At 43.5% G+C, this 24409-nt stretch carries 18 protein-coding genes and 1 pseudogene; 11 read left to right on the forward strand and 8 right to left on the reverse strand.

Annotated features, from left to right (window positions below; genetic code table 11):
- Positions 1-143: 143 nt before the first annotated feature.
- The 3 genes from ACE1CD_RS08245 to ACE1CD_RS08255 are packed head-to-tail and all read left to right on the forward strand — an operon-like array spanning position 144 to position 2527.
- The gene (locus tag ACE1CD_RS08245; RefSeq protein ID WP_374798345.1) at positions 144-1094 is read left to right on the forward strand and encodes an alpha-E domain-containing protein; all 951 of its coding nucleotides are present in this window, start codon (positions 144-146) and stop codon (positions 1092-1094) included.
- A gap of 24 nt (positions 1095-1118) precedes the next feature.
- Positions 1119-1619, forward strand: coding sequence for an ester cyclase (locus ACE1CD_RS08250; RefSeq protein WP_374823062.1), 501 nt, complete (start codon positions 1119-1121; stop codon positions 1617-1619).
- Between the two features lie 53 nt (positions 1620-1672).
- On the forward strand, positions 1673-2527 hold the full coding sequence (locus ACE1CD_RS08255) for a transglutaminase N-terminal domain-containing protein (protein WP_374823065.1): 855 nt from the start codon (positions 1673-1675) through the stop codon (positions 2525-2527).
- A gap of 48 nt (positions 2528-2575) precedes the next feature.
- Here ACE1CD_RS08255 and ACE1CD_RS08260 read toward each other — a convergent pair whose 3' ends face one another.
- The gene (locus ACE1CD_RS08260; protein ID WP_374798351.1) at positions 2576-2956 is read right to left on the reverse strand and encodes a cupin domain-containing protein; all 381 of its coding nucleotides are present in this window, start codon (positions 2954-2956) and stop codon (positions 2576-2578) included.
- A 46-nt stretch (positions 2957-3002) separates the two neighbouring features.
- Here ACE1CD_RS08260 and ACE1CD_RS08265 point away from each other — a divergent pair, with 46 nt between their 5' ends.
- Positions 3003-3179 (forward strand): hypothetical protein, encoded by a 177-nt coding sequence (locus ACE1CD_RS08265; RefSeq protein WP_374823068.1) that lies wholly within the window; start codon positions 3003-3005, stop codon positions 3177-3179.
- On the opposite strand, the gene ACE1CD_RS08270 is transcribed toward ACE1CD_RS08265, so the two are convergent.
- Positions 3157-6663: an ATP-binding protein gene (locus ACE1CD_RS08270; RefSeq protein WP_374823071.1), complete on the reverse strand. Its 3507-nt coding sequence runs from the start codon at positions 6661-6663 to the stop codon at positions 3157-3159. The genes ACE1CD_RS08265 and ACE1CD_RS08270 overlap by 23 nt on opposite strands.
- 404 nt (positions 6664-7067) lie before the next feature.
- On the opposite strand from ACE1CD_RS08270, the gene ACE1CD_RS08275 reads away from it, so the two are divergent.
- The gene (locus tag ACE1CD_RS08275; protein ID WP_374823074.1) at positions 7068-8213 is read left to right on the forward strand and encodes a sulfate ABC transporter substrate-binding protein; all 1146 of its coding nucleotides are present in this window, start codon (positions 7068-7070) and stop codon (positions 8211-8213) included.
- Positions 8214-8266: 53 nt separating this feature from the next.
- Here ACE1CD_RS08275 and ACE1CD_RS08280 read toward each other — a convergent pair whose 3' ends face one another.
- On the reverse strand, positions 8267-9733 hold the full coding sequence (locus ACE1CD_RS08280) for an MFS transporter (RefSeq protein ID WP_374823077.1): 1467 nt from the start codon (positions 9731-9733) through the stop codon (positions 8267-8269).
- A gap of 276 nt (positions 9734-10009) precedes the next feature.
- On the reverse strand, positions 10010-10939 hold the full coding sequence (locus tag ACE1CD_RS08285) for a LysR family transcriptional regulator (protein ID WP_374798361.1): 930 nt from the start codon (positions 10937-10939) through the stop codon (positions 10010-10012).
- A gap of 157 nt (positions 10940-11096) precedes the next feature.
- Between ACE1CD_RS08285 and ACE1CD_RS08290 the strand changes: the two genes are divergently transcribed.
- The 3 genes and pseudogenes from ACE1CD_RS08290 to ACE1CD_RS08300 all read left to right on the forward strand — a co-directional run bounded on the left by ACE1CD_RS08290 (position 11097) and on the right by ACE1CD_RS08300 (position 16051).
- The gene (locus ACE1CD_RS08290) at positions 11097-11786 is read left to right on the forward strand and encodes a type 1 glutamine amidotransferase domain-containing protein (protein WP_374823170.1); all 690 of its coding nucleotides are present in this window, start codon (positions 11097-11099) and stop codon (positions 11784-11786) included.
- Positions 11750-12433: pseudogene (locus ACE1CD_RS08295) on the forward strand (NADPH-dependent F420 reductase); the annotation flags it as partial. The gene ACE1CD_RS08290 and the pseudogene ACE1CD_RS08295, both read left to right, overlap by 37 nt.
- A gap of 474 nt (positions 12434-12907) precedes the next feature.
- The gene (locus tag ACE1CD_RS08300) at positions 12908-16051 is read left to right on the forward strand and encodes an MFS transporter (protein ID WP_374823080.1); all 3144 of its coding nucleotides are present in this window, start codon (positions 12908-12910) and stop codon (positions 16049-16051) included.
- A gap of 215 nt (positions 16052-16266) precedes the next feature.
- Here the strand turns inward: ACE1CD_RS08300 and ACE1CD_RS08305 are convergent, their stop codons facing one another.
- Positions 16267-16410, reverse strand: a complete 144-nt coding sequence (locus ACE1CD_RS08305) for a hypothetical protein (protein WP_374823083.1) — start codon at positions 16408-16410, stop codon at positions 16267-16269.
- A gap of 16 nt (positions 16411-16426) precedes the next feature.
- A complete protein-coding gene (locus tag ACE1CD_RS08310) occupies positions 16427-17263 on the reverse strand; it encodes a hypothetical protein (protein ID WP_374823086.1) in 837 nt (278 codons plus the stop codon).
- A 298-nt stretch (positions 17264-17561) separates the two neighbouring features.
- Here ACE1CD_RS08310 and ACE1CD_RS08315 point away from each other — a divergent pair, with 298 nt between their 5' ends.
- Both ACE1CD_RS08315 and ACE1CD_RS08320 read left to right on the forward strand, forming a co-directional pair.
- Positions 17562-18902 carry an arsenic transporter gene (locus ACE1CD_RS08315; protein WP_374823171.1) on the forward strand — a complete coding sequence of 447 codons (1341 nt, stop codon included), beginning with the start codon at positions 17562-17564 and terminating at the stop codon, positions 18900-18902.
- A gap of 182 nt (positions 18903-19084) precedes the next feature.
- The gene (locus ACE1CD_RS08320) at positions 19085-21016 is read left to right on the forward strand and encodes an ATP-binding protein (protein ID WP_374823089.1); all 1932 of its coding nucleotides are present in this window, start codon (positions 19085-19087) and stop codon (positions 21014-21016) included.
- 122 nt (positions 21017-21138) lie between these two features.
- Here ACE1CD_RS08320 and ACE1CD_RS08325 read toward each other — a convergent pair whose 3' ends face one another.
- Together ACE1CD_RS08325 and ACE1CD_RS08330 are read right to left on the reverse strand one after the other, a co-directional pair.
- Positions 21139-21381, reverse strand: a complete 243-nt coding sequence (locus ACE1CD_RS08325) for a hypothetical protein (RefSeq protein ID WP_374798371.1) — start codon at positions 21379-21381, stop codon at positions 21139-21141.
- A 612-nt stretch (positions 21382-21993) separates the two neighbouring features.
- Entirely contained in the window at positions 21994-22242 is a 249-nt protein-coding gene (locus tag ACE1CD_RS08330; protein WP_190464445.1) for a KGG domain-containing protein, read from the reverse strand.
- A 737-nt stretch (positions 22243-22979) separates the two neighbouring features.
- Between ACE1CD_RS08330 and ACE1CD_RS08335 the strand changes: the two genes are divergently transcribed.
- Positions 22980-24155 (forward strand): PAS domain S-box protein, encoded by a 1176-nt coding sequence (locus ACE1CD_RS08335; protein ID WP_374823092.1) that lies wholly within the window; start codon positions 22980-22982, stop codon positions 24153-24155.
- Positions 24156-24409 lie beyond the last annotated feature (254 nt).

The following is a 24409-nucleotide window of genomic DNA, read 5'->3' on the forward strand; positions in this document are numbered from 1 at the left end:
ACTGACAACTGACAACTGACAACTGACAACTGACAACTGACAACTGACAACTGACAACTGACAACTGACAACTGACAACTGACAACTGACAACTGACAACTGACAACTGACAACTGACAACTGACAACTGACAACTAACAACTATGCTAAGTCGCGTCGCTGATTCCATCTACTGGCTAAATCGTTATGTCGAACGGGTAGAAAATATCGCCCGCTTTATCAATGCCAATTTCAATCTAATTCTCGATTCCCATGCGGGTGTCGCGCAACAATGGGAACCTGTCGTGCTGACTACTGGTGATTTATCGCTATTTCAAGAACGTTATGGAGAAGCTACGGCTGAAAATGTAATAGAGTTTCTTACATTCGATCGCGATTATTCCAACTCGATTTTGTCCTGTTTGCAAGCAGCTAGAGAAAATGCTCGATCGATCCGCGAAATCATTGCCTCAGAAATGTGGGAACACATTAATACTTTCTATTTTATGGTGAGAGATGCGGCGGAAAAACAAACACCTTTTGAACCGCAAGAATTTTTTACGGAAGTCAAACTGTCAAGTCACCTATTTGCTGGTGTGATGGATGCCACGATGACTCATAATGAAGGGTGGCACTTCGGTCAAATGGGACGTTTTCTGGAAAGGGCAGATAAAACCGCTCGGATTTTAGATGTAAAGTATTTTTTACTGTTACCTTCGGTGAAAGATGTAGGCAGTACGCTAGATGAATTGCAGTGGATGACTTTATTGCGATCTGTTAGTGCGTATGAAATGTATCGCAAACGCCAACATCGCATTACCCCAACAGGTGTGGCGGAATTTTTAATTTTGGATCGGGAGTTTCCGCGATCGATCCGATTTTGCCTGATGCAAGCAGAACGCTCTCTCCATCAAATCACCGCCTCTCCCCCAAACACTTGGAGTAACCCCGCCGAACGTTCTTTAGGTCGATTGCGTTCGGAATTAGATTATTTGACGATTGAGGAAATCATTCAAACGGGATTGCATGAATGTTTGACTCACTTGCAGAAACAAATATATAACGTTGGCAACAACGTTTTTGAAACTTTCTTTGCCTTAAAACCTGTCAATTAACTGCCGCGATAACAGGAATATCCTATGTCTGACGAAGAGAAAAAAGCTATTGTCCTTCAATATTATGAAGAGTTCGACAATGGCAATTTCGATAAGATACAGGATATGCTTGCTCCTAACTTTGTCGCACACATACCTGGCAAATCTGAACCGCTAAATCGGGAAACTTTTAAAGAATTTGGCCTGATGTTTCGCTCTGCTTTTCCGGATCTTCGGCACAGCTTTGAAGATATCATTGTCGATGAAGATAAAGTTGTCACCCGTGGAAGTTTTGCTGGCACACATCAAGGAAAATTGCAAGGTTTTCCTCCCACAAATAAGCGAGTTACGGTGTCGTTCATTCACGTAGACCGTATTGAAAATGGCAAAATCGCGGCACACTGGGGAGAAGCCGATTTAATGGGTATGTTGCGACAACTGGGTGCAGTTCCTGTGCCAATGCCGCTGGTTTGGCAGGGACTGAAAATTGGTGCGATCGTCTTCACAATTTTATGTATCATCGGTTTCCTAATCTACAGATATTAACTGTCTGACTTAGTTAAACTGACTTAGTTAAAAACCTCAAACCTAAAATCGGGATGCGTTACCAAATCGTTCACACCATCACCTACACCTACGATCGATCAGTTCTTCTGAATCCGCACGTTTTAAGGTTGCGATCGCGCTGCGATGGCACTCAGAAACTGCATTCTTTCTCTCTACAAATTGACCCAGAACCAATTGGTATTTCTCACATTACCGATTTAGATGGTAACGGCATATTGCAAACTTGGTTTGGTGGCAGCACTGATTATCTCAAAATTGAGGTACGCTCAGAAGTTGAAACTTATCGCACAAATCCTTTTGTTTATCTACTAGAACCTTGGGCGTTGAGTCTGCCGATCGACTACCCCGCTTCAATGCTATCCCAACTTCAGCCATATTTGCAACCGCAATATCAAATCAATGCAGACCCTGCCGTCATCCAATTAGCTCAAGAGATTGCTTTTGCTGCGGATTATCAAATCGGTACTTTCTTGATGCAGCTAAATCAACAGATCTACGAGAATTGCCAATATCTGAGGAGAGAAACCGGCGAACCGTTTCCTGGTGGGGTCACTTGGAAGGAAAAATCGGGTTCCTGTCGCGATTTGGCAGTTTTATTTATGGAAGCGTGTCGCGCCGTAGGTTTAGCTGCTAGATTTGTTAGCGGTTATCAGGAAGGAGATCCAGACCAAAAAGAACGAGATCTTCATGCTTGGGCAGAAGTATATTTGCCGGGAGCGGGTTGGCGAGGCTACGATCCCAGTCAGGGATTAGCAGTAGCCGATCGCAATATCGCTTTAGCCGCCAGCGCATTACCCGCATATGCTGCCCCCATTACGGGAGGTTGGCAAGGTACAGGAGTGCGATCGCAAATGAAAACTCACTTATTGCTAATAACTAATGACTAACTTGCACAAACTTGTCAGAACTTTGCTAGTGCAACAATATCAAAATTGTTAGGAATGCAAAGCTAAAGAATCTTCTAAGGAGATAAGTTCGTATCCCGCATCGGCTGGCGACACGACTGAAATAAAAACCAATGGTTCATCCCCGTTGTTTAATACTCCGTGTACGCATCCGGTATGAGCGACTACCACATCTCCTGCAACGATCGGCTTTGTTGTGCCTGCTTTATCCAAATAATATTCTCCTTGACCGCTCAAAACAGTCCAGGTATCTTGTCCGTTAGGGTGGATGTGCGGGAGAATTTGCTGACCTGGCTTGATGTACCAGGCGACAATGACAGCATCCTGCGATTCCGTGACGATCGATCGAATAGGCTCTCCGTCCGTCGGTTGCAGATATTTAGAACTGTTGAATATCCTAGTCATACTCATCTTTATTATTTATCGCCATTGCGAATCGACTCCACCAGCAAAAACAATGCTGCGTTCGGCATTTATGCAAAACAAAATTGTCTCACCGATCGCCAGAATAGTTCTGTATAATATGCTGCTTTTGGTGAATAAAAATGTGAGCGATCGCAACATTTTCTTAGCATGGTTAGCCAGCACGTTTGATGAGATTATTGCTACAACTAAATCGGAATCAGAATCGTAAATTCTGTTCCCACTCCTGGCGCAGAAACACAAGTCAGCTTACCTCCATGTTTTTCTTCCACAATCTGACGGGAAATAGACAAACCTAAACCAGTCCCCTTACCCACTTCTTTCGTCGTGAATAAGTGGTCAAATACCCGCTCTTTTACCTCTTCTGGCATTCCACAACCATTATCTTTGATGCGAATAGCGACAGCAGCTTCCTCTTCTAAAACTTCAGTACGAATAATAATTTTATTGGGATTAGCTGCAATTTCAGCAAAAGTACGGCCTTGATTTGCTTCTTCAAACGCATCGATCGCATTGGCAAGTATATTCATAAATACCTGGTTGAGTTGACCGGGATAGCACTCGACTAATAAGGGCAAATTCGCATATTCTTTGATCGTTTCAATCTCTGGTCGGTTACTATTAGCTTTGAGTTTATGCTTCAAAATCATTAATGTGCTGTTGAGACCTTCATTGATATTGAATGGCACTTTTGATGTGCTATCAGCCCGCGAGAATGTTCTTAAAGACGTGCTAATTTGGCGGATGCGATCGGTTCCCTCTCTCATAGATAAAACCATTGTTGGCAAGTCTTCTATTAGATAATCTAGCTCGATAGTTTCAATTGTTTGAGCTATTTCTCCCCCAGGATCGGGAAAAATGTCCCGATATAATTTCAATAAATCAATTAAGTCTTTTATATAGTTTTCCGCATAAGTTAAGTTGCCGTCAATAAACGCAAGCGGATTATTAATTTCATGGGCAATCCCGGCGATTAATTGACCGATGACTGCCATTTTCTCATTTTGGATTAATTGTAGCTGCATCTGCTGAATTTGTTGTAAATATTGTTGCAATTGCATTGCCCTCTCGCGCTCTCTCCTTTCTGATTCCTGCAATTCAAAATAAAGGCGAGAATTTTCTAAAAAGATACTTGATTGGGTACAATGAGTTTTTATCCTTGCGAATAATTCATCTTTGGCAATCGGTTTAGTTAGGTAATCATTGGCTCCAGCTTCTAAACCAACTACTAGATCGGCAACTCGATCTTTAGCAGTTAATAATAGCACCGGTAATTCATTCGGTTGCCAGGTTTCGCGAATTTTTCGAGTTACTTCATAGCCAGTCATACGCGGCATCATTACATCCAGCAAAATTAAATCAGGTTTGGTACTGCTTGACAAAATTGCTAATGCTTCTATCCCAGAAGCAGCCTCAAGAATTTCATATCCATATAAAGATAAATGGTTAACCAACACCTGACGATTTACAGGTTCATCATCCACAACTAAGATTTTGTAAGGTGTACCTTCAGCATTATTTATTTGGACTCGATCGATAATTTCTTGTGCGTTATAGTTACTTAATTTTTCTGAATCATTCACAGAAAATAAAGAGTCATAAATCCCAGATGAAGCTAACTGATATTTTCTGGCTATTTCCAACCCGCGACTTTCAACATCTGCGGATTGACTAACTGGTAAGGTAAAGATAAACCGCGAACCTTCATCAAGGACAGACTCAACCCAAATCTTACCGCTATGTAATTCTATTAGTTGTTTGGTAATCGCCAAACCCAAACCTGTACCACCGTAAATCCGCGCTGTGGAACCATCTGCTTGTTCAAAAGATTCAAAGACGCGCTCCAATTTATCTTCTGGAATGCCAATACCTGTATCGGATATAGTAACTTGAATTTCGCTCCTGGCATTACTAACTACTTGAGCCGATATATTCACACTACCGCTATGAGTAAATTTAATCGCATTACCGATGAGGTTATGGAAGATTTGCTGAAGGCGATTTTCATCACCCAAGACTAAAGGTAAATCTGGGGTAATATCATTGATTAATTGTAAATCTTTTTGATTTAGTAAAGGTTGGCTGAGAGTAACCACGAGATCTACAATTTCTCGCAATGCCACTGGCTTAAGTTGCAGTTCGATCGTTTGGTGTCTCAGTTTAGAAAAATCCAGAATATCGTTGACTAAATTAGCCAATCTCCGACCGCTACTGGCAATCATAACTAGATTAGAAATTGTGGCGGGTGGTAGCTTACCCGTTGCTCCCTCAATCAAAGATTCGGCAATCCCAATTATGCCGTTTAAGGGTGTCCGCAGTTCGTGGGAAGTATTAGCTAAGAATTCATCTTTTAATTTATCAGTTTTTTGGAGAGCTTCTTGTGCTTGTTTCAGTCTCGCTTCACGAGCATAAACTTCCGCAGCCATTGAGTTAAATGAATGCGCTAATCTCCCTAATTCATCCTCTCGTGCGGTATCCAGTTGAATATTGAAATCTCCAACTGCCACCTGTTCGGTAGCTGCCATTAATTTATGTAAAGGAGTAGCGATTTGTTGTTTGATTACAAACAATAATATGCCTATTTCAACTAGCAAGGAAATTCCGCCTAAAATTAGGACGAATCGGGCATTATCGAATGCTACTCCTGCTAAAATTGATTTGGGAAAAACTGTGATAAAGTACCAGTTAGGGCCATTTATTTTAGTAACTGCTAGATACTCTTGGGTCTTAGTATTATCAATTACTATCTGCCCCGGCTTTAAGTTTTTCACATATTCATAAATGCGGATTAGGTCTGAGTCTCCCGATTTCATTATATCAAATTTGCCTTTTTTATTTTTGATTTCATCCATCTTTTTGGGATGAGCAATTAGGAGACCGTCTTCTCTGAAGATTAGATTATAAGTACCGGGAAGGCTGTCTTTTAACGTGCGATCGAGCAATTCATTCAAAATGATATCATTTCCAATAGTCGCGATTTGTCGATCGCCTATATCAACAGGTGTCTCGCAAGAAATAATCCAATCTCTAGCAACTTTATCGTAATAAAGCCCCGTGCAAACTGTCTGACGGGAGGGATTATGTTGGCGATCGGCAATCCAGAAATATTCTTCATCGGGTATATATAAATCGGATTTAGCATTTTCCGCCCAAGGGACTTCTGGCCAATACATAACTACTATGTTCTCAGGTGCGTTAATGTAGGTATTTTGAAATCGACCGCGCCACGCCGGTCCAGAAGACATAACTAAGTTATAAAAAGTCATGACGCGCTGACGAATTTCCGAATTGAGTTGGACATTTTTTCCTATATAAACTCCAGGTTGACGGCTGCGATCGAACCCTTCTGGTTTATTTCTAATGACACCATCTTTTGATGGCTGGAAAAGTACCTCAAATTCATCTTTGACATCTTTATTTGCCTGTTCGTCTAGGCTGCGCTTCAATTCTTGCTCTAAGACAAAATGACTATCTTCTACTAAGCTAAAAATATTACTTTCTCTTTGACCTCTCTCGACGATATATTTTTCTAGCTGTCGGCGAGTTTGAGTTTCCAATGTTGACATTAAATGTACATAACTGAGGGCTGTCGAACCAATAATTACTAAAGCAATTCTCACGGCCATTTTGCTTAAGGTTTCGCGGGTAATTGAACCCTTTATTTTGGGGTAAATTTTTAGGTTTAACAGGGACATTATTTTTCTCTTTTGCAATTTGAAAGGGGAAATTTTAGCCACTTACTGCGTAAGTAACTCCCAAGTAATATGAACTAGACTAAGCTGTACAGACGTTTCCAGAAACGTCTGTACACCGGGTTTTTGAACGGAAAGCAAAAGGTTCCACGTTTCTTTATTGCCAGTAAAAAAACGTGATGAACCTGGTGGAAGATCTGAGTTCGCACCACTATGTAATATAATATACGGTATTCCGACCGATTAACAGTAGTTTAACAAAAAAATTTACTTATGGAGTGACAAATAGCTAACAACACCTAGCAGTTAATGCTTTGAGATAACACAGTAATAGGGTGAGCAAAGCCGCACCCTACAAAGAGCTTTGCATTCATGCTTAAAGTCAACCAATCTCAAGGAGTTTTTTTATGAGATATCGTCAAGTGCCGATCGCTACTCTTAGGTCTAAATTAGGGCCATTTGGCCAACGTGACAAAAATTACATTTTCCTTCTGTTAGTAACGATTAGTCTCAGTTTGAGTCTCTCGATCCGTGCCTGTGGTAAAGACAATCTTTCGCCAAACTCATCTCCTGTGGCGCAAATACAATCGATCGCGCAGAAGCGCAAACCGATCGAATTAAGTTTAGTTTCGTTCTCCATCACCAAAGCAGCTTACACAGAAATAGTACCTTTATTCAAAGAAAAATGGCGGCGCGAACATAACCAAGAAGTAAAATTTCGTTTAAGTTTTGCTGGCTCTAGCACGCAAGCAAGAGCGGTGATTAATGGATTGCCAGCAGATGTAGTGCATTTAGCATTAGCACTGGATACAAACAAAATTCAAAAAGCAGGTTTGATTAAACCAGGTTGGGAAAAAAGAGTACCGAATAATGGGATTGTCACTCAGACAGTAGGAGCAATTGTTACTCGTGCCGGCAATCCCAAACGAGTTTATACTTGGTTGGATTTAGCTAAACCGGGAGTAAATGTGATTACAGCAGATCCAAAAACATCTGGAATTGCGAGGTGGAATTTCCTAGCTTTCTGGGGCGCTGTCACCCAAACAGGAGGTACTGAGACAGAAGCATTAGATTTCGTCACAAAAGTTTTTCAGAATGTCAAAGTATTAGCAACAGATGCTAGAGAAGCGACAGATTTGTTTTTGCGACAGCAAGAGGGGGATGTTTTAATTAACTATGAAAATGAGTTGATTGTAGCCAAGCGGGAAGGTTTGGCAAAAGATACCGTTGTTGTCATTCCCGATATCAATATTTCCATCGATAATCCGATTGCTGTAGTTGATAAATATGTCGATCGAAGGGGTAGCCGGGAAGTCGCCGAAGCTTTTGTCAAATTTCTTTATACTCCGGAAGCACAACGAGCTTTCGCCCAAGTCGGATTTCGTCCTTTGGATTCTCAAGTAGCGCAAGAGTTGTCTGGTAAATTTCCTCACGTGACCAAATTGTTTACGGCTGAGGCATTCGGGGGATGGAATGCAATTCAAGAGAAATTTTTTAAGGATGAGGGAGTGTTCGATCGCATCCAAGCAAAAATTCGGGCGAAACGCTTATAATAGCAAATCCGACTTGGCACACTTAGTTAATTTGCCCCTGATTTTGACTTTCCCTATTCCCTAGCTACAGATCGCCACCACAGAAAAAGCCCTACAATTGTGGCAGCGATCGCAATTCCTAGCGCCAACTCAAAAGTAACGTCTACCCCTTCAACCAATGCTTCTACAGGTGCATTTGTGACATCGATTTTAGCAGCAGTATTAGCCCTAGAAATCGTCGATTTTGAAAACAAAGTCCCCAGTAACGCCACACCTGTTGTTAAGCCTAATGTCCGCCAGAAAGACAACAAACCGGAAGCTATACCTAACTGTTCCCGCTTCACCGTTCCCATCACGGCGCTACTATTGGAAGTATAGAACGTTCCCAGCCCCATCTGCACCGGTACAAGCCTGACAATAAAGCCCAAATCGGTCGATTTGTCGTCCAACGTGCTAGTTGCCCAGCACCCCAAGATCAGCAATAACAGCGCTACTGTGACGATCGTATGCTCTCCGAAGCGATCGGACATTGTGCCGGCAATGAATGAAGCTAACACCGATGATAACGGCAAAATTGTCAGCAATAACCCCGCCTGCAAGGGAGAATATTGCTTAACCAACTCTAGAAAGAAAGGTACGATCAAATCCATCGCGGCGATGATGATATAAACCATCCAAACTAGCAATAAACTAAAGCTGAATTCGACAGAGCGAAACATCCCCAAGTCGAGCATCGGCTCTTGAATCCGAGACTCTACCGCCAAAAAACAAATTAAACCGATCGCCGCTACAGCCAGCAAAATTTGCTCTGTGCGATCGCCTAAGCCAAAATTTTGTATTCTTGTCATTGCCAAAGCAAAACAAGTCAATGTTAGCGTCATTAAAAATACGCCAATCCAATCTTGTTTTTGTTTGATATTTATGCTAGAAAAAGACGGCACAAATAGGGCAACTATTAAACTCGCAATCATGCCGATCGGCACATTTACCAAAAAGATTAAACGCCAGTTACCCAAAGCGAGCAAAAGTCCTCCGATCGCCGGTCCCAGAGCAATTCCCAAAGTGAATACCCCGTTGAGAATTCCCAGCGCCCATCCCCGTTCCTGTTGGGGAAATGCTTCCGTTACGATCGCTACTGGCAACGCCGATACAAACACAGCACCGAGCCCTTGTAAAGCGCGAAAAGCGATTAAAAACTCTACCGTTGGTGCAAGTCCGCACAGCAAGCAGCCAATGGTGAACATGATTACTCCACCTAAGTACAACCACTTCTTGTTGTACATATCGCCCAATCGCGCTGCACCCAGCACCATAACTGTCAGCATCAGCACATAACTTAAGAGCGTCCATTGAATAGTCGCAAAGTTGGTATCGAGCGCTGTTATCATTACGGGAAGTGCTATGTTGACCAGGTAGAGCTGCAAGCCAAACATGAACCAACCAATTCCCGCACCCAGCATCGCTCCCCATTTTCCAGACGCACTGGGCGTTTGAGCCAGTTCGTTAGATTCTTCATTCGGGCTTTGTAATATTTCCACCATTTCTCTGATTTCAACAAGCGATTACTGGAATTTTATTGTTTTGTATTATATGGGAATTTTTGATATTTTAGCAAAAATTAGGTGGCGTACTACTTGCCATCAAAAAATGAAAGCTTTCGGCTTTATGAGGTAAAATGTTCATTTTTGTTACCAATTTGGAGATGCTGCGTTAGGCACGCCAATTTAATTATTGGTTGGCATATTCAATTTTTCGCCCGTGCTTAACACCCCCTACAGTTAAATCAGATTTTGTTATGCCCATAAATACGGGAGAGCCTATTGGACTGGCGCTGTAGCTTCCTCAACCAGTTTACCTATATCTGCGAAAATTTTCCGCAGCCATACACTCGCGGGATGATTTTCATTGCTCATATGCCAGCGAATATATACAGAAAAGCCTTCCATTCCTAAAGGTAAAGCCAAAATTTTTAAGTTCTCGACTTCTGTAAACTTTCTCGCTACTCGTTGTGCCAGCGTAGCAATCAAATCAGTTTGAGCCAAGATAAACGGTGCGATCGTAAAGTGAGGAATAGAAATGGTGATATGACGTTTGAGATTTTTTGAAGCTAAAACCTCATCTACTCGACCGATCATATCTTCTTTAATAGATACAAGCAAATGATTTGCCGCAACATATTGTTCTAGAGAAAGAGAGTCTCCAATCAAAGGATGGTTGCGGCGACAGACACAAACATAGTTTTCCTGAAACAGAAACTGTTGGGAGTGCCATTTTACCTGTTCTGGGAACAATCCGCAGATCAGATCCAGTTCGCCGCTATCAAGTAAAGATAGCAGTTTTTGGCGATCGCCTGACCTTATTCTCATCCTCACCCTCGGTGCAACAGCCTGTAATTTTTGCATCAATAACGGAAGCAGGACAAATTCTGTGTAATCTGACATCCCAATTGCAAATACAATCTCGCTAGTTGCTGGGTCAAAACTATCCTCGCACAACAGTGCAGTTTCAATCTGCTGCAAAGCGGGTTGAATTTGTTTGGCAAGTTCCAGCGCTTTAGGAGTCGGTTGCAGTCCCGTCGCACTTCTGACAAACAACTCATCGCCAAGCAAATTCCGCAAGCGTGCTAACGCATTACTTGTCGCGGGTTGGCTTAAGTTTAGTCGTTCTCCCGCACGAGTAACGTGTCGTTCGGTCATCAAAGCATCGAAGACAACGAGAAGATTCAGGTCAATGCCAGCAAGATTCATCTTATGAATAACACTTATACAAATTATCTATTAGACAAATAATTGTAGCCATTCCATAATGATCGGTAAAAGAATCTAACGATTCTTTACATTTCGCGGCAATGCTACAGCACCAGGAAAAAGACTAATGAGTGCAGATAAATTAAAGCGAATTCTGATGATAGTTGCCAACCCTTCTGTTTCCACAACTTTGGGATGGCCAGTCGGTTTTTGGGCAGCAGAATTGATTCATCCCTACGACAATTTTGTCAAGGCAGGTTGCCAAGTTACGATCGCCAGTCCGAAAGGCGGTAAAGTCGAATTCGATAGCCTCAGCGACCCTCGCGATGCACAAGGCTACTCAAAAGATGATACGCTTTCCCTTGAATACATTAATAAGCCGGAATTCATGGCATTGTTGGAGAACACGCCTGCGATCGCAAACTTCAACCCCAATGATTTTGATGCGATCGTAGTCTGTGGCGGTCAATCTCCCATGTTCACCTTCCGACCGGATAAAGAATTAGCAAATTTGTTTGTAAAATTCTATGAGTCGGGCAAACCAAGCGCCGCTCTCTGTCACGGAACTTGCTTGCTTTTGGAAACGAAGTTATCAAGTGGAGATTATATCATCAAAGGCAAAACTATAACAGGTTTTGCGAACAGCGAAGAAGACTACGCCGATCGAGCAATCGGCCAACAAGTGATGCCTTTTCGCATTGAGGATGAAGCGCAAAAACTGGGGGCAAACTTTCTGACCGAAGCAGCCTTTTCTCCCTATGCCGTTCGCGACGGCAATCTCATTACCGGACAACAACAAAATTCCGGTCACGCAACAGCCAAACTTGTCTTAGAAGCGTTGGGATGAACTCGATGAACATTGCTTTTATTGGTGTAGGAAATGTGGGCGCACCGCTTGCCGATCGCTTACAAAAATTAGGCCACAATGTTAGTATTGCCGCCCGCGATTCTAACTCGCAATCTATTCGCGATGTCATAACGCGCAATGCCAATCTAATTGTACAGTCTCCTTCGGAAGCGATCGCATCTGCGGAAGTCGTATTTCTAGCCGTACCCTTTGCAGCCATTGAGCCTGCTCTTACCAGTTTGGGAGCAGCACTCGATGGTAAAGTGTTAGTTGATTGTACCAATCCTGTGGGAGCAAATCTTTCTCACGGACTGGAAAGCAAGATTTCAGGAAGCGAGAAAGTACAGCAACTGGTACCGAACGCTCGCACGGTCAAGGCATTTACAATCTACGGCTTTGAAAACTTTGAAGATAGCTTTTATCCAGGCTATGAAAATGTTAAGCCTGCGATGTTGATAGCCGGAAATGACTTGGCTGCTAAAGAAACTGTTGCCGAACTTTGCCGTCAGTTAGGCTGGGAACCTGTTGATACAGGCAATCTCTCGATGAGCCTGCATTTGGAACATATGACCTTGCTTTGGATTAAAATGGCACGAGTTCAGGGACGCGGATCGGGATTTGTTTGGGCAATGCTGCAAAGAAGCTAGAAAAGTCAAAAGTCGAAACAAAAAAACGGTGTCGGGCGTCGGAGAAGAAGAGGGAAAAGAAGAAAGGGAAAACAGGAAAGGGAAAACAGGAAACCTCGGTTACGGTGTTGCATTTGGATAAAAAAATTGTTGCCGATCGCGATCGATTGTCGCCCAAATGCGAGAGCCCCTACACAAAACATATTTAGTTATTTTTGTCAATTCATTCTACTCGACTGGCGCTCTAGCCCCTTTTTTTGACTTTTAACTTTTAACTTTTAACTTTTAATTTTTGATTCTCTACTACAGAAGAGGTAGAAGCTCTTAAATAAGCCTATCCCGCGTCAGATATGGATTTCAGACTTAGGAGGGATGTTCTTGACCCTCAGATCCGGCGATTCTAAGCCATAGAACATTAGTTTTGCCGAAATATAGAGTTTATACTCTCGGAATCTTTATCTCGGCGGGAAAATAAGATTGGATGAGGAAAATACTATGTTTGATATTGCCAGATTAAAGCTGGGATTGTACGGCCAGCCATTCTGGATAGCTCAGATTACTCCAAACGATCGCGCCGTTACCACACCAGCACAAGCAGCAGGACTGTTTTCTGGCCCGCAATTTTTCGTAGTCTTGATTGCTGGAATAGTACTGGCTTTTGCTTTTCAACTGCTGCTGACAAACCTCTCAGTTGCAGCCGGGATTTCATACATCGGACGAAGATCGGACGAAGATGATGATAGCGACGATCAAAGTAGCTTAGGCGGCACAATCCGTAAAGTTGGCAAAGCCGTCGGGATCTGGACTCTGATTACTGTGACGATCGCTTTATTCTTTGCTTGTTTCCTAGCGGTCAATCTCAGCCTCCTCAGCCCTCTCGATGCGGGTTTGGGCGCTATTCTGGGTTTGGTAATCTGGGGCGCGTATTTCTCCCTACTCGTTTGGGTAAGTTCGACAACAGTCGGTTCCTTAATCGGTTCGGTGATTAACACGGCGACTTCCGGTTTTCAAGCGATTTTGGGAACCGCAACCGCCGCCTTGGGTGCTAAAGCTGCCAGCCAGCAGGTAGTTGCTACTGCTGAAGCCGCAGCCGCCGCAGTCGGTCGGCAATTAGGTGCAGCGATCGACCCCACATCTGTACGGGAAACATTAGAAGATTATTTACAGACCCTGCGTCCGCCAGAATTAGATGTGCAAGGCGTCAGAAAGGAATTTGAAAAGCTGCTGAATAACCCCCAATTGAAAGCGATCGCACCCAACAATCTTCGCGATATCAATCGTCAAACATTTGTAGACTTGGTAAGCAACAATACCAACCTCTCCAAACGCGACGCAAATCGAATCGCAGACGCCCTACAAGACACTTGGAATCAAGCTGTCAATCGCACCCAAGGGCGAGATGTGATGGGCGAATTGCTCGATTATCTCAAATCCGCACAAGCTAAAGAGTTGCGATCGCCAGAACTCAACTCCAAACTCGACCAATTAATCGCAGAAATGCGCTCCTCGCGCCAAGCAACTGAAGAACAAACAGAGAAAACTCCCGGTTTGATGGGACAAGCGCGGCAAATGGCGATGACCGCAATTACCGGAGTACTTCTCGGCAGAAGCGACCTTTCCGATTTGGATATTCAAACTATCTTAAATCGACTGCAAGGTTTGCGAGAGCAACTAACATCTGGAGCAGATCGGCTCAGTTCTCAGGTGAAAGAGAATATCCCAGGTTTACCCGGCACTCCCAATACTATTAGATTGGATGTAGAAAACTACCTGCTCAATTCTTATCCCTGGCACTTTAACCGGGAAACTGTTAAACACGAATTCAAACAGGTAATTTACGACCCCGATGCCGATCCGGGAACTGTTCGCCGTCAATTGGAACAAATTAAGCGATCGGATTTCGTAGATTTGCTTCAGTCGCGGGGTTTGTTTACCCAAGATGAACTCAATCAAATTGCCGATCGCTTAGAAGAAGTTCGGCAAGAAGTTCTCGCTACCGTTCAGTATCGGGAGAAGGAAGAAAAAACTCTGGATGTTCGCACGCGAGTAGAAAATTATCTGCGCGATACTCGTTACGAAGACTTGAATTCAGATGCGATTAAACGCGACTTCAAAGCTATTCTGTCAGACTCGGATACCAGTTATGAAGAGTTGCGCGATCGCTACTCTCAATTTGACCGCGCCGCTTTCTTGCAAATCCTCGGTCAGCGTCCAGAAATAACGCCGGAAGAAAGAGATAGAATTATCGGGGATTTGGAACAAACTCGCGATCGCTCGATCGTGGAAGCCAAAGGTCTGCAAGACCGCGCCAAAGCTGAAGCAGAAGCGCTGTGGTTGAATTTGGAGTCGTACTTGCGTAACACTGGCAAGGAAGAACTCAATCCCGATGGTATTAAGCGCGATCTGGCTACTTTGTTGAACAATCCGACGGCGGGAACTTACCTGATCCGCGCACGCTTGTCTCGCTTCGATCGCGATACTTTGGTGAAATTGCTCAGTCAGCGCCAAGATTTGAGCGAAGACCAAGTAAATCAAATTATCGATCGGGTACAATCAACTTGGAATAATGTTGTCAGCGCACCGCAAGTTGTGGTTGACAAAACCAAAGAGCAGTACGATCGCGTTACGACTGCGATGAGCGATTACCTGCGGAACACCGGTAAGGAAGAACTCAATCCGGAAGGAATCTCTCGCGATTTAGCCAGACTGTTCCAAAATCCTAAAGAAGGTAGTTTGGCTTTACGCGCACGCCTGTCTCAAGTCGATCGCGATACGCTGGTGAAGTTGCTCAGTCAACGCCAAGACCTCAGCGAAGAACAGGTCAATCAAATTATCGATCGCGTACAGGATACGATTCGCAGCATCGTGAAAGCGCCTCGTCGCTTCGCACAAAGGACTACAGCCACTGTGCGGGATTTCCAAGCTACTTTGGCAGATTATCTGCGTAATACTGGTAAAGATGCTCTTAACCCAGAAGGCATTAAGCGCGATTTGTCTCTGGTGCTGCACGACCCGCGTACTGGGATGGAAAGTTTGGGAGATCGCCTCGCTCGCATAGACCGCGATACCGTCATATCCTTGCTGTCTCAGCGTCCGGATATTTCTCCAGAGGAAGCCGCTCAAATTGTAGATCGAGTCCTCGCCGTGCGCGATCGGTTTGTGGAACAAGTGCGGAGCGTTCAACGCCAAATTCAAGATGCGATCGACAGCGTTTTTGCCCAAATCCGCAATTACCTCAATTCTCTCGATCGGCCCGAACTCAACTATGATGGCATTAAACGCGACGTTCGTCAGTTGTTTGACGACCCGCAAGCCGGTTTTGACGCTCTGCGCTATCGTTTGAGTCAGTTCAACCGCGATACGCTGGTAGCGATTTTGAGTTCCCGCGAGGATATCTCTGAGGCTGACGCCAATCGCTTGATCGACCAAATCGAAGGCGCTCGCAACAGCGTACTGCAACGCGCAGAACGCATTCAGCAAGAAGCGCAGCGACGCCTAGAAGATGTGAAGCGCCAAGCCGCCAAACAAGCCGAAGAAACCCGCAAAGCCGCTGAAAGTGCTGCTTGGTGGTTATTTGGCACCGCGCTTACTTCTGCCTTGGCTTCCGCAATTGCCGGTGCGATCGCTGTAGGCTTGTAAATTTAAACAGATTTTCTCCGCTAACCTCAGATGCAAGCCTCTCCTGCGATAAAAGTGAGAGGCTTTTTTATTTTTGGTCTGCGGTCATCGGTCATTGAGTAATCGAGGGTTAAATTTTTACCGCAGATGTAGGCAGATTAACGCAGATTAACGCAGATAAGAGGGCTCTCCCGTTTTTGTTGCGATCGTAGAAACTTATCTAATCGTAGGGTGGGTTAGGCACGGGCGATAATTTCAACACTTTCGATCGATAATTTACTTCCCGTGCCGTAACCCACCATTCCACCTATCTGTAACATACATAAACATTTTCCACCATAAACCCGAAAGACCCAGATTCCGTAGTTGCCTAATCGCACAACCGTAATTTTCTCTTTAAGCAGTTCTCAAAAGTTGATTGTATCGCTCTAGTACCTTCAGATCAATCTCAGGTAGTACTTCTTGAAGATAGTCATGCTTTGCACCTGTATATTGCATGAGCTTGAAATCGGCTCTAATTTTGTGTAGGAAATCTGTAACTTTTTCAGGCTCTATGGCATCTATGACATACCAATATATACTTTTTAGTAACGGGTATAACTCAACTCGGTGTTGAAATTGATAAAGTGACAGATTATAGAAAGATTTTTCGGAAGTGTTTACAAAAAGGCACGCTGTGACATTGCTGAAAACTGTTTTCACATTGATATCCGTATTAGGTTCAGCCGCTCTAACGAAATGAGTAACTACGCAATAACCTTGCAAATCTCTTTGATAAGACACCACATTTTCAGATACACCTGATATTCCTTGTGCGATGTATGCTCTGACCTGATCTCCAGAACATCCGCGTAACTGCTTTCCAAGGCTATCAATGTATAAATAATCTTTATCCCTAAATTCCATTTTACTCCAAAACATTGGAGAGTTGTAATTACGCTCTATCCATTCCATGTGTAACTTACCACAGTAATGAGATTGGTCGTTTAATAAGATCTTGAAGTGAAACTTATTATTTTCTTTATCAAAAAATATCGAACTTCCTTCTAAGAAAGATAAATTAAAATCTGAAAATAAACTTTCGGCAAATTCATGATGAGAAAATCCAGCCATATATGTAATGAAATTACTTTCAAATTCAGAAAGTTCTTGTCTGCACAAAAGTGCCTCTCTAAGTAGCTCGGTAGTGGGTTTTCTACACAAATTTATTAGTTCCGCGAGTTTTTGATTCACAGTTCTATACCTTATCTAAGCGTGACAATTCCTTTCCGCACGAGTTGATGTACTTGAGCTTGAATGACAGTTAAGGAGTACTGGGTAGATTTGATTTTATGCACCGAATATGGCTCCTTACCTAGCGGGATAATGTTGAATAGTATACCTCCCTCAAAATAATTTGTCGGTTGTTAATATCACTCTTTGGGTTTACATTCTTCTCTACCTTTAGATAGAAGAAGATATATCTACCTGAATTAATGTTCCCTTAAACTAGGTTGGCAGTACCTAACTGGCTTGTAAAAATATGCTTTTGATGACAATATCGGTAGATATCAGTGCCGCACCGAAGGCGATCGCAATCTTCATTTTCACCCTCACCCTTGTCATCTGGCAGCCGCGAGGATTGGGTATCGGGTTTAGCGCTGTGGGAGGAGCGCTTTTGGCTCTCGCTACGGGTGTTGTTAGCTGGAAAGATATTCCAGAAGTTTGGCAAATTGTTTGGAACGCTACTTTCACGCTAGTAGCTTTGATCGTGATTTCCCTAATTTTGGATGAAGCCGGTTTTTTTCGTTGGTTGGCACTTCATGTGGCTCAGTGGGGTAAGGGTAGAGGTAAGCTACTCTACCCGTTGGTGATTCTGCTGGGAGCGGTTGTAACGGCTTTGTTTACCAATGATGGGACTGCTCTAATTCTCAACCCAATTGTGATGGAAATGCTGTTAGTGCTGGGTTTTGGTTTCCAAGCTACCCTCGCCTTCGTGATGGCGACCGGTTTTATCGCCGACGCTACCAGTCTGCCGCTCACGGTGAGCAATTTGGTCAATATTATCTGCGCTGACTATTTCCATATTTCCTTTGGCGAGTACGCTTTGGTGATGGTGCCGGTGAATTTTGTCGCTACTGCTGCGAGTTTGGGGGTTCTGTGGTTATACTTTCATCGCTCTATCCCGTCGCGCTACTCTGTTGCGGAATTGGCATCGCCGGCAAGCGTAATTCGCGATCGCCTCGTGTTTCGTTGCAGTTTTGCCGTGTTGGGGTTGCTTTTGTGCGGTTATTTCCTTGCGGAACCTCTGGGGGTGCCAGTTTGTTTAATTGCCGGTTTGGGTGCTTTGGTACTGTTGGTTTTAGCCGGACGCTGGCTTCAACCGAAAAGCAAGGCGGTGATTCCCATTCGCAAGATTTTGCGAGAAGCGCCTTGGCAGGTGGTGGTGTTCAGTTTGGGGATGTATCTGGTGGTGACGGGACTGCGAAATGCGGGTTTAACGGCGATTCTCAGCCATAGTTTGGCGCGATTGTCGGATTGGGGTTTCTCTGTAACCGCGATCGGTACTGGCTTTATCGCAACTTTATTATCTGGCGTGATGAATAATCTGCCTACAGTTTTGATTAACGCGATCGCTATTCAAGATGCAGCCGATCTCGATCCTCATATTCGACAAGCTATGGTCTACGCGAATGCGATCGGCTGCGATGTGGGCGCAAAGATAACGCCCACAGGTAGTCTATCTACTCTGCTGTGGTTGCACGTTCTCGATCGCAAAGGGTTACACATCAGCTGGGGACAGTATCTGAGTATCAGCATAATTCTCACCTTACCCGTTCTTTTTGTGACGCTCCTCAGTTTGGTGCTGTGGCTTCCCTTGGCAAGAGCGTAGAGGGGTTAAGTACTCTGTGACTTACATCACATCAGTCACTAACGGAAATCACGGGGAATACTGATATACATCACTAAATAACTGTAAATGTCATCACAAGATACAAGAGATTGCGGTCACTCAAACTATCCTGAAAAAATTCCATACTAGGTGTAATAATTCAGTAGTTTCTCGGATGTGCTATGCAACTGCTGCACAACACCGATTTTGAACAGGCAGACAATTGGTTATACCAATCAAAAAAAGTGCAAGAAAGTTTGAATGAATACACGATAAATCTGACACCAGTCTACCCAAAATTGGTAAAAACAATTCCTCACCAAAAGCGGGTAGACGCCAGACGGCGCGAAAGCAAAATCTCTGTTAATCATGCTTTTGGCAAGCAGGAAGATAGCCAAATAACAGCTAGTTTGAACGCTAAACTGGCAGAATTAAATTTTTATGAAGAAAGCATTGAATCTAATTGTCCGGCAGAAGAAGCTGTTAAGCTTTTTAAGGCTAACCCTTTGCTTCCTGGTATCATCCTCTCGGAGGAAGGTAAGTTTTTTGGGATGATTTCGCGGCGGCGCTTTTTCGAGTATATGAGCCGTCCGTATGCTTGCGAGTTATTTTCAAAAAGACCTATTGTTGCACTCTACGGTTTTGTTCAAACTGAAATTTTAATCCTTAATATCAATACGTCGATTGTGGTGGCAGCTCGTCAGTCTTTAGAGCGATCGCCTGAGTTGCTCTGCGAACCGATCGTTGTACAAGACGAACGGGGAATATATAAAATGTTAGACGTACATCAGTTACTTTTGGCTCAGTCGAAAATTCACGACTCGGCAACAGAAGCACTTCGGCAAGCTGAAGTTAAATATCGCAGTATTTTTGAAAATGCTGTGGATGGGATCTTTCAAACAACACCAGATGGACTTTACCTCAGCGTTAACCCAGCACTGGCACATATTTACGGTTACGACTCGCCGGCAGAACTAATACAGAGTTGCACGGATATCGGACGGCAACTTTATGTAGATCCCAATCGGCGGGCTGAGTTTGTTGCTAAGATTGAAAAATACGAATCTATATCCAGATTCGAGTCACAGGTTTATCGCAAAGACGGTAGCATTATCTGGATTTCCGAAAACGCTCGCACAGTTCGAGACGAAAAGGGCAATTTACTTTATTACGAAGGTACTGCGGAAGATATCACCGAGCGCAAACAAGCAGAGGAAGCTTTGCGCCAATCGGAAGCGCGATCGCGCCAACAAGCAGCCGAACTGCAAGCAGCTTTACAGCAACTTCAAAAAACACAAGCTCAATTGATTCAAACTGAAAAAATGTCGAGTTTGGGACAGTTGCTTGCTGGTGTTGCTCACGAAATTAACAATCCGGTTAACTGCATTTACAGCAATCTTCCTCACACCCATAGATATATAGAAGATTTGCTCAATCTTCTCAAGCTCTACGCTAAGCACTATCCCCAACCTCACGAGGAGATCCAAGCTGAAGCTGACGCGATCGACTTAGAATTTTTGATGGACGATTTGCCCAAAATCTTGTGTGCTATGCAGCAGGGAGCAGAGCGCATTTGCGAAATAGTTTTGTCGCTGCGAGATTTCTCGCGCCTGGATGAAAAGCAAATGAAGCCTGCCGATATTCACCAGGGAATTGATAGCACTCTGCTCATCTTGCAGCATCGCCTCAAAGCAAAGGGAGGACATCCAGAAATTCAGGTGATTAAAGAATACGGCGAATTGCCTTTAGTAGAGTGCTATCCCGGACAAATTAACCAGGTATTTATGAATCTGCTTAGCAATGCAATTGATGCTCTGGAAATGGGGACTGGGGAAAATAATGTATTCCCAATCCCGACAATTTGGATTAGCACCCAAGTTATTGGCGATCGCGTCAGAATATGTATTGCCGATAATGGCCCTGGTATGACCCAAGATACCCACAAGCAGATGTTTGAACCTTTCTTTACCACCAAACCCGTCGGTAAAGGTACGGGTCTCGGTTTATCGATCAGCAGTCAGATTATTGAGGAAAAACACAATGGCAAATTAGAATGTAGTTCTATACTGGGACAAGGAACAGAGTTTGTCATCGAAATCCCGATTCGTCACTAGGGAAGTGAGGTGCTAGGGGTTAGTGATTAGGGGCTAGAGGAAGAGACAAGAGGGAAGAGGAAAGACGGAAAAGGGAAAAGATTTATTCTCCCGCTCCCCCGCTCTCCCACTAGAACTCTCAATTAATCTTTATGAGCAATCCCCAAGTTGTGCGTAGTATATTTAAATTCTTTCCACAGAAGTTTAATTTGTTCGTATGCCTGTGTGGGAGAAATTTTACCGCCTGTTTCTAATGCAGAGATATAAGAAACTTTTTGAGCTAATTCTTGGAGATTGGCATTATAAAGTAAATGCTCTGGAGTTAACTGACCGCGATAAGAAATATGCGGATATAAAAAGTTATTTTTATCGAGCGATTCAGTCATTTACATTACTCCTCTGTTAATTATTTATCGATAAATCTCACAACCTACAGCGGGGTTGATATTTGGCCTTTTGCCTGAAATCGGATAAATGGAAAAAACCTGGTAAGTTTCTCTGCCATAAATAAACAATAAAATTGTTTATCAGGGCTGAGCGCTTTTTTTGGCGGAGAAACTACCAGGTAAATCATCTTTAGTCCGATTGCTGTCCTTATTAAATAAAATAATCTTTATTGTTTACCCCCCACTTCTTTCGTAAGTATAGTCCCGATGTTAAGTTAGTCTGTGTTTGCTAATACAGCGATCGCCTAAAAAAACAACCCCGTCCTTCACATCGGGGCTGTCTTTTCTGGGAGGGCATGACTAATGCAGCATGAGACAAGTAACCCCCCAGTTCAATTCTTCTTCGCCTTGCCTTCTGCATAGATGTACCCTGCCATAGGTATGGAAGGGAAATTGTTGTCGCGCTGCACGAATCATCTTATTCGATCGCTGCTGCTCAAGCTATCAAGGTTTGAACTTAGCAAATTTTTCGTTATAATTTACAGTCCTATTCCTGCAAGCTATTCGTCTTCGCCTCACCGCCCCTCAGATCAGATCGCATTTGATACCGCATTACTCCGAATCGGTCTTGTCTTTTTGATTTTTGTGGCTGTGTTTTCCGCCTTCGCGACCAATTTCAGCCATATGTTCGCGATCTTTACTGACCGCTTGACCGCCTTTGCGACCGGCTTCTCTAGCTTCTTCGGGCGTAAACTCGTGAGCGGTTCCCTTTTGATGTGCGGCTTGTCCTCCCTTACTCGCGATTTCGCGTTGCTTGTCTTTGTCCATAGAAGCAAATCCGCGCTTGCTTTTCTCCGTCATAGTATTTGTCCTCACCTTACTAGCTTTTTTAACTAACTATACTTCTACAGACTAAACCTGCTGAGTTTGCCTAATCCTCTGCCTGTAGAAAGAAGCACCAGACGAGAGGGAAAAATTAGCACAAGGAAGAATTTAACTTTTTTATCCTTCGATCTTCTTAGTTATTGATATGGCCATTGTTGAACTAATTGAGTTGTCAACCTATATTCTAAGTCGATCCGCACCATACAGTGCAACAAGCCAAGTTAGTTCTAACAGCAACTCGCTTTTCCTGAGAAGAGTTACGTAACCTCCCGAATATTTTTTATACCATAAATTTATAAGTATAGAATATGGGGTAAAGTTAACATCTATCCTTGGATAGATAAAATAAATTTTGGCTTAAATTTAAGCATGGCAAATTTAATTGATGTGCTTTAATGGTATAGATTTTTTTAAGATTTGAATTTATAAAAAAATACTATAAAATAAAGCTATACATATAAACGCAATCATTTATTCGCGCTCGGTCATAGAGTTGGTTGAATGCGACGATAAAGAAACAAGACAGAAAAGAGCATCGTTGATTAGGTTTGCGCCTACACCCTACAGAGGTATACACTGAAAAATAGATACCTGACGACCAAAGAATAATGACTGGGTAATCAAAAATAGTCAAAATATCTTTCTTTAGTTAGTATGCAAAAATCAAAAATACCTGTACCTTTTGTTTATCAGGGAGAGTTTAAAACTTGCATATGAACGTAGATTTATTTGCCAAACAGATAGAAGCAATTCACGGTCGCTTATACCAGCTGTACGAAGGAGCTAACGCAACCCCTTTGCCGCAACCGGACTTGCTGCCAAAAGCTTTTAAAGAACTGGGTACGGCCTCGGAAGCACTACAAATAGCAGCAGAGGAACTGTACCAGCAAAATGAAGAGTTGATAGAAGTCAGATCCCAGGTAGAAGTAGAACGCCAGCGCTACATGGATCTGTTTGAGTTCGCTCCGGATGCTTACATAGTGACTGACGCACAAGGGAAAATCCGGGAAGCCAATCGCGCCGCCTGCTCACTGCTGAACCTAACACAAAAGTTCCTGATCGGCAAACCCCTGATAGTTTTTATCACTGAGTCAGAACGTTGGGTTTTTCGTTCTGAATTAAACCGAATTCAGCAAAAAGACCGGGTGCAAGAATTGGAAGTGCGAATGCAAGCTCGTGGGGGTGAGCAGTTTGATGCGTCTGTAAAAATAGCTCCCGTCTTAGATGCGGAAGGCAGACCGATCGCCCTACGCTGGATGCTGCGAGATATCTCAGCACAGAAGCGGAGTCTACAGGCGATCGATCTTTTCGATCTGCATCCGAGCTGCGATCGTCCCGCTCAAGTTTATGCTAAAGGTGAAGTTATTCCCCTCAATTCCCAAATTATTTGGCTAGTATGTCACGGCTTGGTGAAACTGACTACCTTGAGCGAAACCGGCCAAGAAGTATTAGTAGGATTGGCAGGCGAAGAAATGCCTTTTGGTTCCAGCTTAACCTCCCTGCAAGCTTACCAAGCGATCGCCCTATCGAAAGAAGTTCGATTAGTGTCGGTTTCCTTAACAGAAATAGCCGCCTCCCCAAAACTCGCGCAGACACTTTTCTCTAAAATTAACCATCGACTGCGCCAGACAGAATCTCTTTTAGCCATTTCCGGACAGAGGCGAGTCAAAGACCGCTTGTACTATTTTCTGCTGCTGTTGAAACAGGAATTTGGCGAAGCAGTCCCCGAAGGAACTCGTCTGAGAGTTCGCCTCACCCACGAAGACTTTGCAAATGCTTGCTGTACCACCAGGGTGACGATTACCCGTCTGCTTAGTAGGTTACAGCAACAAAATACTATCTTGTTTGACTCTAAATCTCATATCATCATCAGGAATAGCAATTTGTGATGTGTAGTGAGGTGGAACAGCAACAGTTTTTGTGTCGAATTTAACAGCAAAATATTCTAACCATTGACGAAAATTAGACCGAGCTACATCATTGATGGTCAAAATTCTTCCTCTTCCCCTACTCCCCCGCTCAAGAGCCTATGCGGCTAACGCCCCAGGCTTCGCCAACAGGACTGGTGGGAAATTTCTGCCGTCTTGCACTAGCCCTCTGGCTTCTCATCTTATCCGTATAAATAAGTAATTTTGGTTTTGGG

This window comes from Aerosakkonema sp. BLCC-F183, from assembly GCF_041929145.1.
Lineage (GTDB): Bacteria > Cyanobacteriota > Cyanobacteriia > Cyanobacteriales > Aerosakkonemataceae > Aerosakkonema.

Bases quoted from the DNA above. Each gene is read 5' to 3' on its own strand.
- ACE1CD_RS08245 (WP_374798345.1), top strand. From the start codon at position 144: ATGCTAAGTCGCGTCGCTGATTCCATCTACTGGCTAAATCGTTATGTC.
- ACE1CD_RS08250 (WP_374823062.1), top strand. From the start codon at position 1,119: ATGTCTGACGAAGAGAAAAAAGCTATTGTCCTTCAATATTATGAAGAG.
- ACE1CD_RS08255 (WP_374823065.1), top strand. From the start codon at position 1,673: ATGCGTTACCAAATCGTTCACACCATCACCTACACCTACGATCGATCA.
- ACE1CD_RS08260 (WP_374798351.1), bottom strand. From the start codon at position 2,956: ATGAGTATGACTAGGATATTCAACAGTTCTAAATATCTGCAACCGACG.
- ACE1CD_RS08265 (WP_374823068.1), top strand. From the start codon at position 3,003: ATGCTGCGTTCGGCATTTATGCAAAACAAAATTGTCTCACCGATCGCC.
- ACE1CD_RS08270 (WP_374823071.1), bottom strand. From the start codon at position 6,663: ATGTCCCTGTTAAACCTAAAAATTTACCCCAAAATAAAGGGTTCAATT.
- ACE1CD_RS08275 (WP_374823074.1), top strand. From the start codon at position 7,068: ATGAGATATCGTCAAGTGCCGATCGCTACTCTTAGGTCTAAATTAGGG.
- ACE1CD_RS08280 (WP_374823077.1), bottom strand. From the start codon at position 9,733: ATGGTGGAAATATTACAAAGCCCGAATGAAGAATCTAACGAACTGGCT.
- ACE1CD_RS08285 (WP_374798361.1), bottom strand. From the start codon at position 10,939: ATGAATCTTGCTGGCATTGACCTGAATCTTCTCGTTGTCTTCGATGCT.
- ACE1CD_RS08290 (WP_374823170.1), top strand. From the start codon at position 11,097: ATGATAGTTGCCAACCCTTCTGTTTCCACAACTTTGGGATGGCCAGTC.
- ACE1CD_RS08300 (WP_374823080.1), top strand. From the start codon at position 12,908: ATGTTTGATATTGCCAGATTAAAGCTGGGATTGTACGGCCAGCCATTC.
- ACE1CD_RS08315 (WP_374823171.1), top strand. From the start codon at position 17,562: ATGACAATATCGGTAGATATCAGTGCCGCACCGAAGGCGATCGCAATC.
- ACE1CD_RS08320 (WP_374823089.1), top strand. From the start codon at position 19,085: ATGCAACTGCTGCACAACACCGATTTTGAACAGGCAGACAATTGGTTA.
- ACE1CD_RS08325 (WP_374798371.1), bottom strand. From the start codon at position 21,381: ATGACTGAATCGCTCGATAAAAATAACTTTTTATATCCGCATATTTCT.
- ACE1CD_RS08330 (WP_190464445.1), bottom strand. From the start codon at position 22,242: ATGACGGAGAAAAGCAAGCGCGGATTTGCTTCTATGGACAAAGACAAG.
- ACE1CD_RS08335 (WP_374823092.1), top strand. From the start codon at position 22,980: ATGAACGTAGATTTATTTGCCAAACAGATAGAAGCAATTCACGGTCGC.